Annotated in this window: 21 protein-coding genes and 1 riboswitch; of the genes, 6 read left to right on the forward strand and 15 right to left on the reverse strand. The window is 59.6% G+C overall.

Translation table 11 applies throughout. The features are described 5' to 3' along the window. Both VE009_RS11125 and VE009_RS11130 read right to left on the reverse strand, forming a co-directional pair. The coding region (locus tag VE009_RS11125; protein WP_325007551.1) for an NAD(P)-binding domain-containing protein at positions 1-312 on the reverse strand (312 nt) is incomplete at its 3' end. Between the two features lie 190 nt (positions 313-502). Beyond that, positions 503-1,099 carry a hypothetical protein gene (locus VE009_RS11130; protein ID WP_325007553.1) on the reverse strand — a complete coding sequence of 199 codons (597 nt, stop codon included), beginning with the start codon at positions 1,097-1,099 and terminating at the stop codon, positions 503-505. 255 nt (positions 1,100-1,354) lie between these two features. Here VE009_RS11130 and VE009_RS11135 point away from each other — a divergent pair, with 255 nt between their 5' ends. Further along, positions 1,355-1,975, forward strand: coding sequence for a DUF1054 domain-containing protein (locus tag VE009_RS11135; protein ID WP_325007555.1), 621 nt, complete (start codon positions 1,355-1,357; stop codon positions 1,973-1,975). Positions 1,976-2,095: 120 nt separating this feature from the next. Here VE009_RS11135 and VE009_RS11140 read toward each other — a convergent pair whose 3' ends face one another. Together VE009_RS11140 and VE009_RS11145 are read right to left on the reverse strand one after the other, a co-directional pair. Continuing rightward, positions 2,096-3,274 (reverse strand): MFS transporter, encoded by a 1,179-nt coding sequence (locus VE009_RS11140; RefSeq protein ID WP_325007557.1) that lies wholly within the window; start codon positions 3,272-3,274, stop codon positions 2,096-2,098. A 45-nt stretch (positions 3,275-3,319) separates the two neighbouring features. After that, positions 3,320-4,543, reverse strand: a complete 1,224-nt coding sequence (locus VE009_RS11145) for an MFS transporter (RefSeq protein WP_325007559.1) — start codon at positions 4,541-4,543, stop codon at positions 3,320-3,322. Between the two features lie 169 nt (positions 4,544-4,712). On the opposite strand from VE009_RS11145, the gene VE009_RS11150 reads away from it, so the two are divergent. Then, positions 4,713-6,185 (forward strand): aminotransferase class I/II-fold pyridoxal phosphate-dependent enzyme, encoded by a 1,473-nt coding sequence (locus tag VE009_RS11150; RefSeq protein WP_325007561.1) that lies wholly within the window; start codon positions 4,713-4,715, stop codon positions 6,183-6,185. 80 nt (positions 6,186-6,265) lie between these two features. On the opposite strand, the gene VE009_RS11155 is transcribed toward VE009_RS11150, so the two are convergent. After that, on the reverse strand, positions 6,266-6,556 hold the full coding sequence (locus VE009_RS11155) for a DUF3055 domain-containing protein (protein ID WP_325007562.1): 291 nt from the start codon (positions 6,554-6,556) through the stop codon (positions 6,266-6,268). Positions 6,557-6,779: 223 nt separating this feature from the next. On the opposite strand from VE009_RS11155, the gene VE009_RS11160 reads away from it, so the two are divergent. Continuing rightward, positions 6,780-7,199 carry a DUF1885 family protein gene (locus tag VE009_RS11160; protein ID WP_325007564.1) on the forward strand — a complete coding sequence of 140 codons (420 nt, stop codon included), beginning with the start codon at positions 6,780-6,782 and terminating at the stop codon, positions 7,197-7,199. A 107-nt stretch (positions 7,200-7,306) separates the two neighbouring features. Here the strand turns inward: VE009_RS11160 and VE009_RS11165 are convergent, their stop codons facing one another. Together VE009_RS11165 and VE009_RS11170 are read right to left on the reverse strand one after the other, a co-directional pair. Further along, entirely contained in the window at positions 7,307-7,591 is a 285-nt protein-coding gene (locus VE009_RS11165; protein ID WP_325007566.1) for a DUF1292 domain-containing protein, read from the reverse strand. A gap of 54 nt (positions 7,592-7,645) precedes the next feature. After that, complete coding sequence (locus VE009_RS11170) at positions 7,646-8,239, reverse strand: hypothetical protein (RefSeq protein ID WP_325007568.1); 594 nt, start codon at positions 8,237-8,239, stop codon at positions 7,646-7,648. Positions 8,240-8,483: 244 nt separating this feature from the next. On the opposite strand from VE009_RS11170, the gene VE009_RS11175 reads away from it, so the two are divergent. Both VE009_RS11175 and VE009_RS11180 read left to right on the forward strand, forming a co-directional pair. Continuing rightward, the gene (locus VE009_RS11175; RefSeq protein ID WP_325007570.1) at positions 8,484-8,639 is read left to right on the forward strand and encodes a Spo0E family sporulation regulatory protein-aspartic acid phosphatase; all 156 of its coding nucleotides are present in this window, start codon (positions 8,484-8,486) and stop codon (positions 8,637-8,639) included. Between the two features lie 167 nt (positions 8,640-8,806). After that, positions 8,807-9,550 (forward strand): MBL fold metallo-hydrolase, encoded by a 744-nt coding sequence (locus VE009_RS11180; RefSeq protein WP_325007571.1) that lies wholly within the window; start codon positions 8,807-8,809, stop codon positions 9,548-9,550. A gap of 62 nt (positions 9,551-9,612) precedes the next feature. Here VE009_RS11180 and VE009_RS11185 read toward each other — a convergent pair whose 3' ends face one another. Further along, the gene (locus VE009_RS11185; protein ID WP_325007573.1) at positions 9,613-9,852 is read right to left on the reverse strand and encodes a DUF3892 domain-containing protein; all 240 of its coding nucleotides are present in this window, start codon (positions 9,850-9,852) and stop codon (positions 9,613-9,615) included. A 56-nt stretch (positions 9,853-9,908) separates the two neighbouring features. Continuing rightward, a complete protein-coding gene (locus VE009_RS11190; protein WP_325007575.1) occupies positions 9,909-10,349 on the reverse strand; it encodes a GNAT family N-acetyltransferase in 441 nt (146 codons plus the stop codon). A gap of 103 nt (positions 10,350-10,452) precedes the next feature. Beyond that, a riboswitch (cyclic di-GMP riboswitch) is annotated at positions 10,453-10,543 on the forward strand. Between the two features lie 85 nt (positions 10,544-10,628). On the opposite strand from VE009_RS11190, the gene VE009_RS11195 reads away from it, so the two are divergent. Beyond that, positions 10,629-11,306 carry a flagellar brake protein gene (locus VE009_RS11195; RefSeq protein ID WP_325007577.1) on the forward strand — a complete coding sequence of 226 codons (678 nt, stop codon included), beginning with the start codon at positions 10,629-10,631 and terminating at the stop codon, positions 11,304-11,306. Positions 11,307-11,328: 22 nt separating this feature from the next. Here the strand turns inward: VE009_RS11195 and VE009_RS11200 are convergent, their stop codons facing one another. The 6 genes from VE009_RS11200 to VE009_RS11225 all read right to left on the reverse strand — a co-directional run bounded on the left by VE009_RS11200 (position 11,329) and on the right by VE009_RS11225 (position 14,845). Further along, on the reverse strand, positions 11,329-11,646 hold the full coding sequence (locus VE009_RS11200; RefSeq protein WP_325007579.1) for a DUF1811 family protein: 318 nt from the start codon (positions 11,644-11,646) through the stop codon (positions 11,329-11,331). 152 nt (positions 11,647-11,798) lie between these two features. Then, positions 11,799-12,173 carry a sensory rhodopsin transducer gene (locus VE009_RS11205; RefSeq protein WP_325007581.1) on the reverse strand — a complete coding sequence of 125 codons (375 nt, stop codon included), beginning with the start codon at positions 12,171-12,173 and terminating at the stop codon, positions 11,799-11,801. Between the two features lie 52 nt (positions 12,174-12,225). Next, positions 12,226-13,182 carry an acetylxylan esterase gene (locus VE009_RS11210; protein ID WP_325007583.1) on the reverse strand — a complete coding sequence of 319 codons (957 nt, stop codon included), beginning with the start codon at positions 13,180-13,182 and terminating at the stop codon, positions 12,226-12,228. 149 nt (positions 13,183-13,331) lie between these two features. Next, positions 13,332-13,547, reverse strand: coding sequence for an alpha/beta-type small acid-soluble spore protein (locus VE009_RS11215; protein ID WP_325007585.1), 216 nt, complete (start codon positions 13,545-13,547; stop codon positions 13,332-13,334). Positions 13,548-13,709: 162 nt separating this feature from the next. Next, positions 13,710-13,925: an alpha/beta-type small acid-soluble spore protein gene (locus VE009_RS11220; RefSeq protein ID WP_325007587.1), complete on the reverse strand. Its 216-nt coding sequence runs from the start codon at positions 13,923-13,925 to the stop codon at positions 13,710-13,712. 146 nt (positions 13,926-14,071) lie between these two features. Further along, a complete protein-coding gene (locus tag VE009_RS11225) occupies positions 14,072-14,845 on the reverse strand; it encodes an N-acetylmuramoyl-L-alanine amidase (protein WP_325007589.1) in 774 nt (257 codons plus the stop codon). Positions 14,846-14,899 lie beyond the last annotated feature (54 nt).

The following is a 14,899-nucleotide window of genomic DNA, read 5'->3' on the forward strand; positions in this document are numbered from 1 at the left end:
GTTGCCGCCGTCGATGATGATGTCGCCTTGGTCGAGATGCGGCAGCAGCGATTCGATCGTCTTGTCCGTCGGCTCGCCCGCTTTGACCATGATCATGATTTTGCGCGGCGTTTCGAGCGCGTTCACGAACTCTTCGACGGAGTAACAGCCGACGAGGTTTTTGCCCGCCGCTTCTTCCACGAGCTCCTTCGTCTTCTCCGGCGAACGGTTGTACACCGCGACGGAGAAGCCTTTGCTTTCCATGTTAAGCGCGAGGTTCTTGCCCATGACGGCAAGACCGACGACGCCGATTTGCTGTTTCGACATGTTCATCATCCTTTTTGTATGTAAATATAGTTCCTCATCCTTTGGTACATCCCCCTTATTTTACACAAATGCTCGTACAGTTCCAAGAATAACGAATTTACCGGCGGTAAGACGCGGTCTGCCGAGCCAAAGCAAAAAAACGGCCGGGCCGCCTTCCGGCAGCCGGGCCGCATATTCGTTCGGGGGACGAGCCCGTTTACATTTCTAATAAAAGCATTTCTTGGCGCAGCTCTTCGAGTTTCGCTCGGCACGAGTCGGCGGCGGCCCGATTGCCTTCTGCAAGCGCTTCCGCCAGTAAAGCCAGCTCGTAGTCGATTTCCAGCCGCAGCGTCGGAATTCGCTCTTCCGCGCGCGTCGACCGGAACGCCTTCGCGATATCCTCGAGCGTCACGCCCGAATCCCTTTGGTACACCACTTTATGCTCCACCCCGGAAATTTCCACCATGCGGATGATTTCCCCGAACATAATGTTCTCGATCACGATTTGTCGATCGCGGAACCGTTTGACGACGGCATGCCCGCGAGTCGCCCCGATCATGCGCTCCATCAGCTCGACGAGCTTCTCGTCGCGGAACGAGTAATTGCCGACGAGCTTGAACCGGTCGCCGACGCGCTGAAATTTCATTTTGACCAGCCTGCGTCCCGTCCGAATCGAGGCGATGAAGTGAGCTTCGTTCTCCGACCAGTACAGCGAATACCCTTCTTGAATCAGAGACTTGATGAAGTTATGGATTGTCCGGCGATCGAATCGCAAATCCAAGTTGCAATACTCCACTTCAAAGCTTTTGTTCACGGCAATCCCCTCCCAAGCTGCTAAAGAAAGATAGTGACGGAATTTTCTGAATAATCTTTCTTTCCTTTTATACTATACTGATTTGTATGAATTGGCAACTTGGTTTATGGGCCTAATTTTCGTAAAATGAAGAAATGATTTTGTCATACGCCTGCATTCGGGGGGACATCGCCATGGCACGATTCTCACTTACGGCACGTCCGCCCGACGACGCGCGGGGAGGCAACGAAGACCTACATAACGGAGGATGACCAAATGAGTTTTACGGGGTTTACGCAGGAGGATTTCGATACGTTTTTGATCGAGGGGTTAGAACAACGGATGGCTGCCATTCGGGAACGCATTCAACCGAAATTCCGCGCCGTCGCCGAGCAAGTCATCGAGGAATTGTCCGCGCGAACCGGGCAAGACATGCACCTCCACATCGCCAAACACGCCAGACGAACGGTGAACGCCCCGGTCGACACGTGGATGGCCGTAAGTCATAACAAGCGCGGGTACAAGCAATATCCGCATTTTCAAGTCGGCTTGTTCGACGACCAGCTGTTCATATGGCTTGCGCTTATATACGAAGTCGCGGACAAGCAGCGCATCGCGGACACGTTGTTAGCGAACCAAAGGGACTTATACGAGCGGATTCCGGACGATTACAGCATTTCGATCGATCATATGAAGAAAGCGGCTCTTGCCAAAAATTCGCTGTCCCCGGAGGAGTTCAAGGAATTATTCGTTCGATTTAAAAATGTGAAAAGCGCGGAACTTCTGATCGGGAGAGTGTTGAAAGCGGACGATGCGGTTAAGCTTGGGGGCGGTTTGGTCGACGTGGTAAGGGACACGTTCGCGCAATTAACTCCGATTTACAAGGTTATACAGTAACTTCCGCGCCGGCGCCGGGCATTACCGGCCATTCCGGTTGGCGGAAAACAGCAGACGCCTCCACGGCGGCCGGACGAATCCGGCGCCGGGAGGCGTCTAACGTATGGCGGCGAATGCGAATCACTTCGCCGCGGGAGCGGCCGCGATCGTGCCGCGCCTTGCCAAAAACCGCTGCAGCAGCAGCATCGCGCCGAGCGAAATGGCGGCGCCGGCGAAAAACGGCAGCGCGCTCTTCAGCTCGAACAACCCTCCGGCGACGAGCGGCCCCGCGATGCGGCCGAGGCTGTCCATCGACGAGCTGAGCCCCCCCGTTACGCCTTGGCCGGCCTGCGTCGTCTGCGTAATGAGCGACGTGACGCAAGGCCGCAGCAGCGAGTTGCCGACGGCGAACACGCTCATGAACAGCGAGGCGGTCCAGACGTCGCTCGAGAACAGCAGCAGGACGAAGCCGAGCGCCTGCACCGTCAGCCCGACGCGGATCAGCGTCGGCTCCGTGCCCGGCTTCGCGTAACGGCGAATGAAGCCCCCCTGCACGAGCGCGCCGACGATGCCGCTGACGAGGAACATGACGCCCATGTCGCGGGGCGTCGCTTCGAACCGCTCCATCTGGAAATACTGCAGCGTCGATTCAAGACCCGCGAGCGCGAACGTCAGCACGAACAGGAGCACGAACAAATACGCGATCGGCCCCTGGAACGCCGACCATCGCGACGGACGCGGGCCCGCGTCCGCCCCCCGGCGCCTCTCCGGCGGAAGCGACTCCTTCAGAACGAAAATCGCGAAGCCGAAATTGAGGAGCGCGAGCGCGGCCGCGGCGAAGAACGGCGTCGCGAGCCCGAAGCCGCTGAGCAGTCCGCCGATGCCCGGGCCGAAAATAAAGCCGAGCCCGATCGACATGCCGACGAGCCCCATGGCGCGCGTCCGCTTCTCCGGCGTCGTGATGTCCGCGACGTAGGCGACGGCGCACGACGTCGTCGCGCCCGAGAAGACGCCGCCGAGCACCCGCGATATGTACATCAGCGCGAGATTGCCCCCCGAAAGCCCGAAGACGAGGAAGCTGACGCTGAAGCCGAGCACCCCGATCGCGAGAACGGGCTTCCGCCCGATCCGGTCCGACAGCGAGCCCCACAGCGGAGAAAGCACGAACGACGCCGCAGAATATACCGCAAGCATGACGTATAAGTGAAATCGCTCCGCCCCGGAGCCGACGATCATTTCGGGCAGTACCGGAATAATGATGCCGAACCCTAAAAACACCGTAACCAACATAATCATGATGACGCCCATCCGTCTATCCATGCCGATCCTCCATCGCTTCTCTCCTGTTGTCCGCGTGATACTCGTCTATCGTACCATATCCGTTTTTCGGAAGGAAATGAACAGATAGAGGACAAACAGCGCGGCGAGCGCCGCGCCGCTGAGCAGGAACGGCGCGCGGCGGCTCGCGTGCTCCCACGCCCAGCCGGACACGATCGGGCCGATCACGAACCCGGTGCCTTCGATCGCAAGCGCGGCGCCCCACGCGGCCCCGCGGAGATCGTCCGGAATCGCGCGGGCGACGAACGCGTTCCACGACGGGATGAGCAGCGCGTAGCCGAAGGCGACGGCGGCGACCGCCGCGTACAGCTGCGGCCGGGTGTGCACGGCCGCGAAATACGCCGTCGCCGCCGCGGCGGCCGGGACGCCGACGAGCAGCAAGGGGCGGGGGCCGAGCCGGTCGGAGAGTCTGCCCGCGACCAGCAGCAGGCCGAGCGTCGCCGCGCCGCCCGCGAGCAGCAGCGTGCTGAACTCGCCGGCGGTGAGCCCCAGCTCCTCGCGCGCGTACAGCGTCACGACGGGCGTCAGCAGGCCGAGCGCCAGCGTCTGCAGGAACATGGCGGGCACCAGCAGCCGGCTCCCCCGCAGCCGGCGGACGGCGCAGGCGATGCCCGAGAGCAGCCCGCGGACGCCGGCGCCGCTCGCCGGCGCCTCCTCCGCCCGCCGCGGCGCGCCGGGCGGCAGCAGCAGGGCGAGCAGCAGCGCCGCCGCGGCGAAACCGAGCAGCAGCGGGAACGCGCCCGCCATCGCCCCGCCGCCCGCCAGCCAGCCGACGGCGACCGGGCCGGCTCCCGTGCCGGCGAAGGAGGCGACATAGACGGCGGACAGCGCCGAGCCGCTGCCTTCGCGGCCCGCCGTCTCCGTCGCGCCCGCGGCGGCGCACGGCCACAGCGGCGACGTGCCCGCCCCGAGCAGCAGACAGCCGGCGAGCAGCGCCAGCGGGCCGTTCGCCGCTGCGAGCAGCGCCACCGCGAGCACGGTGACGGCGAGCCCGAGCGCCATCGGCAGCCGGTAGCCGTACCGGTCGAGCATGCGTCCGACCGGCGCGCGGCACGCGTTGTCGCCGACGTATTGCAGCGCGAATGCGAACCCGAGCGCCGAGGCCGACAGCCCGAGCTTTCCGCTCGCGTACACGGGCAGCACCGCGACGAGCAGCGCCCCTTTCACGAACTCCACGAGCGCCATCGCGATCAGCAGCTTCATAAGGAAGCCGCTTCGTACGCGGGGCGGCGCATACCGCCGCGCCTCCATCGCCATCCCCCCTTTTTCCGGTCTTGGCAACACTCGTTCGTTCGGTTATTTTCGCCCGCCGGAGCCACACTATATGCGATAAAAATTCGTTCTTGAAACATCTCCCTTTTTTGCTATACTCAAATCTATTGTGCATATTTCAATTCGAACGCAGGAAGGGGCGATTCCCGTGGACCAAACCCGCACACCGCTGTTTGACGCGCTGCTTTCGCATGCCGCGAAAAATCCGTTGCAATTTCATATCCCCGGACATAAGAAAGGCGTCGGGATGGACCCGCAGTTTCGCTCGTTCATCGGCGACAACGCCTTATCGATCGACCTGATCAACATCGCGCCGCTCGACGATTTGCATCAGCCCTCCGGCGCCATCTTCGAAGCGCAGCGGCTCGCCGCCGAGGCGTTCGGCGCCGACCATACGTTCTTCTCCGTGCAGGGAACGAGCGGCGCCATCCAGACGATGATCATGTCCGTCTGCGGCCCCGGCGAGAAAATCATCGTTCCGCGCAACGTGCATAAATCGGTCATGTCGGCGATCATTTTCGCGGGCGCGCGCCCCGTGTTCTTGTCGCCGGCCATGGACGAACAGCTCGGCATCGCTCACGGCGTGACGACGCGCTCCGTACGGCGGGCGCTCGAACGTCATCCCGACGCGAAGGCCGTGCTCGTCATTAACCCGACATATTTCGGCATCAGCGCGAACTTGAAGGAAATCGTCGACCTCGCCCACTCGTACGACGTGCCGGTGCTCGTCGACGAAGCGCACGGCGTACACATTCATTTCCATGAGGATCTGCCGCTGTCCGCGATGCAAGCCGGCGCCGACATGGCCGCGACGAGCGTCCACAAGCTCGGGGGCTCGCTGACGCAAAGCTCCGTGCTGAACGTCAAGGGCGACCGCGTCAATCCGAAGCGGGTGCAGGCGATCTTGTCGATGCTGACGACGACGTCCACCTCGTATTTGCTGCTCGCCTCGCTGGACGCGGCAAGGCGCAGCCTCGCCCTGCACGGCAGGGAGATGGCCGAGCGCGCGCTCGGACTGGCGCGGCTCGCCCGCGAGAAAGTCAACGAAATTCCGGGCCTCCACTGCTTCGGCGAAGAAATTCTCGGCTCCGAAGCGACGTTCGATTACGATCCGACGAAGCTGACGATCCACGTCCGCAAGCTCGGCATTACCGGGTACGACGCAGAGAAGCGGCTGCGCGAGCGGTACAACATCGAAGTCGAAATGAGCGACATGTACAACATTCTGTGCATCGTGACGCCCGGCGACTCGGAAGAAACGATTCTAAAGCTCGTCGACGCGCTGTACGGCATCGCGACGGAACAGGCGGGCGCCGCCGAAGTGCGCAACGTCATCGTCAAGACGCCGAAAATTCCGACGCTCGCTCTTTCCCCGCGGGACGCGTTCTACGCGGAAACCGAATCGGTGCCGCTGCTCGAAGCGGACGGCCGCATCATCGCGGAGTTCATCATGGTGTACCCGCCGGGCATTCCGATTTTGCTGCCGGGCGAAGTGATCTCGCAGGAGAACATCGAGTACATTTCGGAGCACGTCGAAATCGGTCTGCCGGTGCAAGGCCCCGAAGACAAAACGATCCGCAACGTCAAAGTCATCGTCGAAGAAAAGCCGATCTACGCATGATGTTTGCCCTGTACGCGCCTGAACGCGCGAAAAAGCCGCGCCCCTCGAACGGGGCGCGGCTTTTTCATGGAGACTCCGCGTCAATATTGCTCTTTCAAGTCCAAATGAGGCAAGCGCTGGCGCAAAATGACGGCGAGGTCTTCCGCCTCCTCCGCTCCCGACAGGGAGAAAATGCGCTGCAAATGTTCCGTATTCGCCAAATCGTCGGCCGACAGGAGCGAGGATCGGCCCGTCTGCATGCATACGACCAGCGGTTTGCCGAAAAACCGGTTTGTGTAAACGATTGCGAAATCGTACCGGGCTCGTTCCGTTGCGTAACCGAAAAAGTCGACTTTCGTTTGCTCCGACTCGTCGTATAAACGGTCAAACATGGCGTTCATCCTCCTTCATCCTTCTGGTCGGAATAGGCCGCTGCGCGGACGGCGCGGTAAACCCGAACCGAACGGCTGCGCGCCTCAAAGCGCGATGCCTTGTGTTTCCACTATACGAGATGCAGCGAAATCAAGCAAGCCGGAAACCTGCCGCGTCGTTGTCACCTTTGGATAAACCTGTTAATATGGAACCAACAGAACGCAAAGTAGGTGTAGCGGGCACATGAGTCAGAGCGCGTATTTATATTTCGTGGAAGGCTCCGCCGTGACGTCCTTGACGTTGGACGAACTGAAGGAGCAGCTGAACCGGTACCGGGAACAGGTCGAGAAAACCGGGCAGCAGCTGGATTGGAATTATGCGGGCGCCGCGTTTCCGTACACGTTCGAATCGAAGCCGGAAGGCGAAGGCGTCTGGTTTTACCTGAAAGGCGTTAACGAACTGTACAAGTACATCGTGTTCGGCGTCGGCTCCAAAGCGAAGGACGATGCGGTAACGCACTACGTGCAGGTCGTGCTGCCCGACGGCAGCACGCACGGCGACAAAGCGAAGGCCAACGAATTTTGCAAATATTTGGCCCGCCATTTGAAAGCCGAGCTGCATTTGTTTAACGGGCGCGTCATGTACTTCAATCCGCGGAAGTAACAACGGCGCGGCCATGGAGACGAAAAATCCCCCCGGACGCAGCGCTCCCCCATCCTGCGATGGCTGCAAGCGCCGCGTCCGAAGGGGATGTCCCTTCGCGGCTCGCGTTACTCTTCTTCTTGCTCGAGCAGCTCGTTGTAAATGTCGATGACCGCGTTCCACTCGTCGTCGTCCTCGATGTTCGCCAGCACGACCTCGTCGCCGTCCTGCTCGATGCGCAGGATCAGTCCGTCCGCCTCCGCGTCGTTGCGATCGATCAGCACCACATATTCGTTCTCCGCGTAATCGAACGTGTATACGGGAACGAGCTCCCGCTCCACGCCGTTCTCGTCGGTGACGACGTATATCGCTTCTTCTTCTTCTCCGGCCGCTTCGCGGTGATTGTCCGTCATGTGCCGACTCCCTTCCATGCGTTCTCTGTTGAAGTGTTGCCCGGTTCGTTCGAATTATTCTTTCTTCATCGCGAGAATCGCCTTTTCGCTCAGCAGCTCGAAGTCGTTCTCTTCCGAACGTTTAATGTAAAACTTAACTTTATACTGCCCCGTCGTTTTGAAATCGATTTTGAACGGGGACGTCGTATACCAGAACATGTCGCGGTTTTCTTCGGTCATTTTGTACACTTGAGTATCCAGCGTCGCGCCGCTCGGGTCGACGACCGTCGTCTTGATCGAATGGGCTCGCGTTTTCAAATTCTCGACCTGCGCAAACACGTAAAATTCGTAAGTGCCCAGGAAAACGTTGCCGAACGGTTTCATCGCGTTCTTGTCGCCCGTAAACAGCAGCAGATGCACGTTCGGTTTATAAATATGTACTCCGTCCCCATCCGATTTGATCAAGGCTTGCAGCGTATCGGACAATGCGCGAACCGGCAAGTATGTTCTCCCGTCGATTTGCAGGCCGCCGCCTTCCACTTCCGATCCGTTCGCGAAAACTCGCACTTTTTTCCCTTTCCACGTCTGGATCATATCCTCGGCGCCGGCCGTAGCGCCGCCCGCAAGCGACAGGGCAAGGATGCATAGCGCAATGTTCCGGATTTTCATGCGGATTCCCTCCAAAATTTCGTTGCACCCCTTTATACTCGCACGGAATGCGAGAGTTGCGGTCGAGCGCAAACTTTCTTTAGGGAGGATCCGTTTGGCAAGGGCATACAAGGAAATCAAATCCAAATAATAGCACGATTTACCTGAGTTGTAAACGATTTTTGGCGCGAACAGAATGATGTTCGTTTCCCGAAAAGAATAAGATAAGATGATTCTATTGGATATAGGGTAAAGGAAGAGAGACATGGAGAACGCCACCATCGAAAAAGAGTTCGCAAAACTAAAAAAGATGCTGGAATCCACCGCCGAAAAATATAAATACGATTTTCGGCATCCCGATGTGCTGGCGATCAGCAAACGTTTGGACAAAGTCATCGTTCGCATGATGGCCAATAAGTAATGTCATAATCAATTATTCAAACCGGGCCGAAAGGCGCGGTTTTTTTATCGTTATAGCATGCGGGGAAACCTGCCCGCAGCCCGAGAATCGGATCGCAATACCTTTCGTTTTTTAACTTAATATGGTAAGGTGGAAGTGCTACGTTGGTCCTGCAGGGAGGTCGGCAAGTGAGTCTACATATCCAAATGATCGGTACGGGCAACGCCTTCGCCAAAAAATATTTCAACAACAATGCGATCGTTTCCGCGAACGGATACCGCCTGCTGATCGATTGCGGCATTACGGCGCCGTACGCGCTTCACCGGCTCGGCGTCCCGCTTACGGACTTGAACGCCATTTTGATCACTCACGTTCACGGCGATCATGTCGGCGGCTTGGAAGAGATCGCGTTCCGCATGATGTACGTCCATCGCCGCAAGCTAACGCTGTATGTGCCTTCGGCGATCGTCCGGCCGTTATGGGAGAACGCGCTGAAAGGCGCGCTCGAAGACCGGAGCTCCAATTGCGATTCCTTGGATTGCTATTTCGACGTCCGCCCGCTCGATCCCGGCGTTCCGGTCCCGCTTCATGAAGGGCTGACCGTGGAGCTTATGCCGACGAAGCATATTCCGAACAAGCCGAGCTTCTCGGTGCTCCTGAACGACAGCGTGTTCTACACGTCCGATATGACGTTCGATCCGCATCTTCTCTCCCGGCTGGTCGAGACCGGCCGATGCAAGCATATTTTGCATGATTGCCAGCTCGTCGGTCCGGGAACGGTGCATGCGACGCTCGACGAGCTGCTTACGCTTCCCGAATCGCTTCAGGAGCGCGTTTGGCTGATGCATTACAACGACAACCGCGACGATTTCCTCGGGAAAACCGGCAAAATGCGCTTTATCGAGCAGCAGGTTCCCTACGAATTCGAATAGCCGATGCGCGCATGCGAAAAGAGCCGCCCCGCTTGCAAAAGCGGAGCGGCTCTTTGTCGTTGTTAGAACGGCGGCAGGGCGTCCAAATTGTTCGTCGGGTCGCCGTCCGCGTCGCCGCGAATGTACGTCTCCCCGTCGCGCCCCTTGAAGGCGTTCGCCCCGGCGATCGCCCCCGCCTGCACCTCTTGAAGCGCTTGCTCGTAGTCCAGATCCCTGCCCGAGGACGTCCGAAACGCGGTAATGTCGCCGTCGCCGTTTTTGCGGACGGCGACGAACGTTTCCCGCTCGTTCGATCGCGCCATGCACATCCCTCCTTAGGCGGTTAGGATGCCCGCGGCGCACGAGCGTATACGATCCCTTATATGAGCGGCTTCGTCATCCGCACATGCGGAATGCCCGCGTCGAGGAACGTCTCGGGCGACACCGCGGCGTACCCGAGCGAACGATAGAACGGCTCGGCTTGGCACTGCGCGTCGAGCAGGCTGTTCGTAAATCCTTCTTCTTTCGCCCACGACTCCAAGGCGAGCATCAGCTCGCGTCCGACGCCGCGGCCGCGGTACGTCCGCCGAACGGCGATGCGCTGCATTTTGGCCGTATCCGGCTTATAGGCGATAAACCGGCCCGCCGCCGCCGGCTCTCCGTCGATCTCGAGCAGCAGATGGCGCGCCGAAGCCGGCGACGCGTCGTACTGATCCATCTCTTCCTCCCGAGGCACGCCCTGCTCGTCGACGAACACCTCGAATCGAATGTCCAGCGCTTTCCGGAGCGCTTCTTCCGTATCGATTTTTATGACTTTCATGATGCGGACCTCCCGGGTGCGAATTGTAAAAGTCATCCTGCATTCCACTTGCACATATTGGTAAAGAAGACCTATAATAATAGGCAAAAGTATACTTGAGACTCACCGAACAGGGCAAATCCGACGAAAGCCGGAGACGCAAAGCCACGGGCCTACAACGACTGTCTCGTCGTCACGGCAGCCGGGTTGCCGAAGCAGAGCCGACGATGCATGTCCTTCGTCCGCCTTCGGCGGACGTTTTGTTTTTTTCGAACGAAGATTCCCAGGGGGCTGGAGCTCATGTCATGGCTGCAAATGTCCGACAACGTCCATCATCATCAGAAGAACGCCGTCGCCGTCGGCTGTAAAATTTCGATCGAGAAAGACGGCTTCATCGCGACCGGAGTCGTCAGTTACGTCGAAGGCGACATTATCGAAATCGAGCTCCCGCAGTCGAAACAATATAAGCCCGGGGATCCCGTCAAGTTGACCGCCTACTCCACGAACGGCTTCCAGACGCTTCAGTCGTCCGTCGTGGCGAAAGACATCGGCATGGTGATGGTGCTCAATCCCCCGGAAAATCAGCGCCTTGCGCAGCGCCGCCAGCATCCGCGCATCGACGTGAACGAGTCCGGCAAGCTGACCGCGGTCCGCTGGTCGAAAGGCGGCGACAATAAGCTCGAAGAGCCGCTCCTCATCTCCATCCGCAATTTCAGCTTAGGCGGCATCGGCTTCGTCGCTGCGCGGGACCCGGGCATTCAGCCGCTTATGCAGGCCGAGGCGCTGCTTGATTGGAACGGCGGCGTCTTCTGCACGATCGAGGTCTCCCGGAGACAGCCGGTCGAAGACGGCCTGTACGTCGGGGCCCGCTTCTTGGATATCGGCGCAGAGCATTTGCAAGCGCTGCGCGGATACATCCTGCGCACGCAAATCAAGCAGCGAGCGAAACGCCGCCTCGACGAGCTGACCGCGATGTGACGCCGCCGGGCGGTCCGCTCGCTTAGCGCCGTTCCTTCGCCGCATCATCCTCCGGCGTCAGCACCGCGAGCGGCAGCGCCGTTTCTTCGCCGCCGCGGCCCCAAACGCCCCACCCCATCACGCCGTTCACGTACCGGAGCGTAAAGATGTCGTCGGCATCTTCGACGCGATACCGTCCGGGCGGGAACGATCGGCTTCTCGCGGCATACGACCGGGCCATCAGCCACTTTTGCCGCAGCACGTCCCTCTCGCCCTCGAGCCGGCTCGCTTCGAGTTCCTTCGCCAGCCGGTCGATTTCCGAGCGCAGCTCGTCCTCCGTCATTTCGCTGAACCGTTTCAAACGCTTCGTCCCCCTTTCTCGTATGTCTTCTATTGTTTCTTATCCGGCCGCGCATTTCAACCGTCCGGGTCCGCCGGTCCGCCGCGCGCGCGAAAAAGGGCCGCCGTCAGCCCGTCGGCTGCGGCAGCCCTTGCGCAAAAATCGCTTTGCCGTTATTCCGCCGCGACCGGGAAGCCCATCGTCGTCGCGAGCGTGTTCGCCGGCTGCGTCGCGTCCATCCGGCTGTACTGCACGATGATCGGCACGTCGCTGCGCACCTCCATCGCGTACGGCACGCCGACCGGAATCGACTCTCCGTTCTTTTCGAGCGAGCTCGTGCGCACATGCGCCGTCCGGCGCCCGCCGACGCGCACTTCGACGTTCTCGATCGGGTCGCGGTCCTCGAAATAGACGGTAACCAGCAAATTCGCGTCCGCTTCGTTCGTATTAAGCACGCAAATCGACTCATGGCTCGTCAGCGAGCCCGTGCTGATCGGCGGGATGTACCCGTCCGGAATGTACCATACTTTGTAACCGTTTGCCGCCATAAATGTTACCTCCTATGTACTGTGAATGAATGTGCCGGAATCAAGGCGGGAATCACGCCGGGAACCAACGTTCTCTTACAAACTCCAACCCGATGCGCCGTTGCGCCGATTCGACCGCGTGGCCGGTAAACGGATAAATCTCGAGCCGCTTATCCTCCGATGCCGCCGCGTGGTACGCCGGGAAAATTTGCTCCGGCATGCAGACGGTATCCTTAAGCCCGACGGACATGAGCAGCGGATGGCGAATGCGCTTCACCAAATGAAGCATATCGAAATAGCTTAACGTGCGCAGCGCCGCCGGCAGCTTCTCGGGAAACCTCCGCAAGAAATCGGCCACCTCCGTCAAGGAACCGGTCGAGTGGAGCACGCCGTGATCCATGTGGCACATGTTCGGAATGTCCGCGACCGTGAGGCCGATGGAGCGGTGCAGCGCCGAGACGAGCAGCGCCAATCCGCCGCCTTGACTGCCGCCCACGGCGCCGAGCCGGCTCGCGTCCAGTTCGGGCTGCTCCGCCATCCACTGCGCCGCGCGCAGCGCGTCGATCGCGAGCGCTTTGTAATAGCAGCGATCCGGATCGAGCAGTCCCTGCGTAATCCAACCGCGGGCCATCCCGAAATCGGTGCCGAGCCGGTTGCCCGTCTCCCCGCCTTGTCCGCGCACGTCGACGGCGAACACGGCGACGCCCATCAGCACCCAATGCGCATACGCCTCCGGCTCTCCCTTGCCCCCTGTATAACCCGGGAACGTCAGCACGCACGGGAACGGGCCCTCCGCGAACGCCGGCAGCAGCAGCATGCCGCGAATCGTCGTGTCCGCGAAGCTTTCGTACGACACTGCGTACGCTTTCATTCCGGCGAGCGGCGTTGCCAGCGGCGCGCGGGTCGAGCGGAACGGAGCCTCCAGCGCCTCCCGTTCGGTCCGTTCCCAGAACGCGTCCAAATCCGGGGGCGGCTCGCTCGAAGGGCGTAACCGGTGCAGCTCTTCGATTCGTTTGTCGATTGCGTTCAACAGCCTGCTCTCTCCTCGTCCAAAGGTATAAGCAACTGTTTCCATTGTACTCCGGTTACGCCAACAAACAACCCCCTTTTTTCGAAGAATACAAAAAAGCCCGAGCCGTAAGGCCCGAGCTTTTTCGTCTAGGAGGAAATTCATTCGAATTATCGACCAGCCAAGGTTTGTTCCGCGATTTGAACGAGACGGCGCGTAATGTGACCACCGATCGCTCCGGTGTCGCGAGTTGCCATATAGCCGTAGTACCCGTCTTGCGGAATCTGAATGCCGAGTTCTTGCGCTACTTCGAACTTCAGTTGCTCGAGTGCCTGCGATGCTTGCGGCACTACCAAGTCGTTCGAGTTGTTAGAACCTGTACCCATGGTGTCACCTCCCCTTGCTGTAGTAAACCTATTTTTCTTCGAAAACGGGGGATGTATGCGCGAAAAAGCTGGCAATTTACGCCATTTCAAATGGCAAGGAGGATAGGCACCGTCCCGGAAACAAGAAAAAACCCTTGCGGGAAGCAAGGGTTCAGGTCTAGCTTATCGGCGGGCCAACGTTTGCTCCGCGATTTGTACGAGGCGGCGAGTAATGTGACCACCGATCGCTCCGGTGTCGCGAGTCGCCATATACCCATAGTACCCATCTTGCGGAATTTGAATGCCGAGTTCTTGCGCTACTTCGAACTTCAGTTGCTCGAGTGCCTGCGATGCTTGCGGCACTACCAAGTCGTTCGAGTTGTTAGAACCTGTACCCATGGTGTCACCTCCCTTGCTGTTGGTAACTCTATTTTCTTACGGATGCCGCTTTTCTATTCCTAGCGAACGGCTTCCAATTGTGTCCAGCGGAAAATAAAAAAAGCGGGTTTCCCCGCTTGGACGAGCCGTTACCGGCCCTTCGCCGGCTATGTCGTTTCCTTCCTCCGGACGACGACGTTGGCGCCGTCCCACTCGATGACCGCGCCGAGCAGCTCGCCGATCAACCGGGCGGGCACGTACGACGTATTGTCAATGAGCAGCCCTTCTCCGATCCGGACGCCGTCGACGACGACGCCGATTCTCGCTTGCACGGCGGGCAAATCGCCGGCGGCCTCCACTTCCGCGGCCGACACCGCTCTAGGCGGCGCGTACGGGTGCCCGATGTGGCTGCAGAACGCGCGCACGACCGCTTCCGCGTATTCTTTCCAATGCGTCCGCAGCTGTTCGACGTCGTCCCGCTTCGAATCCGCGAAACCGTACTCGATAATTACCGTCTCGACGCCGCCCGTCTCCCGGTGCATAAAATAATAGTCGCGGTTCGGATTGCCCGGCAGCGTACGGGTAAAGACGCGGCGCAAATTTTGCCCGCTCTCGCGAATCGCCTCCGCGATGGCGCGAGCCAGTTTTCCGTCCGAATGGATGGAATGAATCGTCTCGACCCCGTCGCCGCCGCCTGCATTGATATGATTCGAAATGCAATAGCGGGCGCCGCTCTCGCGCACGATCTTCGTCCGAGCGGGGGCGCTGATCGTGACGTCCGTCCTCCGGGTCATCGCGACGTCCACTCCTAGCTTCTCGAACCGTTCGGCTTGGTACAGGGAAATTTGCAGAACGAGATCTTTCTCCTTCCAAAACGCGTTCGAGCCGCCTCCGGGGTCCGCTCCGCCATGTCCCGGGTCGATGATCAAAATCGGTGCCACACAGCCTTCCTCCTTCCCCGTTGCGAATCTTCCTTCCCTCCATCGTATGCGCAA

This window comes from Paenibacillus sp. (assembly GCF_035645195.1).
Lineage (GTDB): Bacteria > Bacillota > Bacilli > Paenibacillales > YIM-B00363 > Paenibacillus_AE.

What these genes read in the sequence shown, in the direction of transcription:
- VE009_RS11135 (WP_325007555.1), top strand. Translation starts at nt 1,355, where the DNA reads ATGAGTTTTACGGGGTTTACGCAGGAGGATTTCGATACGTTTTTGATC.
- VE009_RS11140 (WP_325007557.1), bottom strand. Translation starts at nt 3,274, where the DNA reads ATGGATAGACGGATGGGCGTCATCATGATTATGTTGGTTACGGTGTTT.
- VE009_RS11145 (WP_325007559.1), bottom strand. Translation starts at nt 4,543, where the DNA reads ATGGAGGCGCGGCGGTATGCGCCGCCCCGCGTACGAAGCGGCTTCCTT.
- VE009_RS11155 (WP_325007562.1), bottom strand. Translation starts at nt 6,556, where the DNA reads ATGTTTGACCGTTTATACGACGAGTCGGAGCAAACGAAAGTCGACTTT.
- VE009_RS11160 (WP_325007564.1), top strand. Translation starts at nt 6,780, where the DNA reads ATGAGTCAGAGCGCGTATTTATATTTCGTGGAAGGCTCCGCCGTGACG.
- VE009_RS11165 (WP_325007566.1), bottom strand. Translation starts at nt 7,591, where the DNA reads ATGACGGACAATCACCGCGAAGCGGCCGGAGAAGAAGAAGAAGCGATA.
- VE009_RS11170 (WP_325007568.1), bottom strand. Translation starts at nt 8,239, where the DNA reads ATGAAAATCCGGAACATTGCGCTATGCATCCTTGCCCTGTCGCTTGCG.
- VE009_RS11175 (WP_325007570.1), top strand. Translation starts at nt 8,484, where the DNA reads ATGGAGAACGCCACCATCGAAAAAGAGTTCGCAAAACTAAAAAAGATG.
- VE009_RS11185 (WP_325007573.1), bottom strand. Translation starts at nt 9,852, where the DNA reads ATGGCGCGATCGAACGAGCGGGAAACGTTCGTCGCCGTCCGCAAAAAC.
- VE009_RS11190 (WP_325007575.1), bottom strand. Translation starts at nt 10,349, where the DNA reads ATGAAAGTCATAAAAATCGATACGGAAGAAGCGCTCCGGAAAGCGCTG.
- VE009_RS11195 (WP_325007577.1), top strand. Translation starts at nt 10,629, where the DNA reads ATGTCATGGCTGCAAATGTCCGACAACGTCCATCATCATCAGAAGAAC.
- VE009_RS11205 (WP_325007581.1), bottom strand. Translation starts at nt 12,173, where the DNA reads ATGGCGGCAAACGGTTACAAAGTATGGTACATTCCGGACGGGTACATC.
- VE009_RS11215 (WP_325007585.1), bottom strand. Translation starts at nt 13,547, where the DNA reads ATGGGTACAGGTTCTAACAACTCGAACGACTTGGTAGTGCCGCAAGCA.
- VE009_RS11220 (WP_325007587.1), bottom strand. Translation starts at nt 13,925, where the DNA reads ATGGGTACAGGTTCTAACAACTCGAACGACTTGGTAGTGCCGCAAGCA.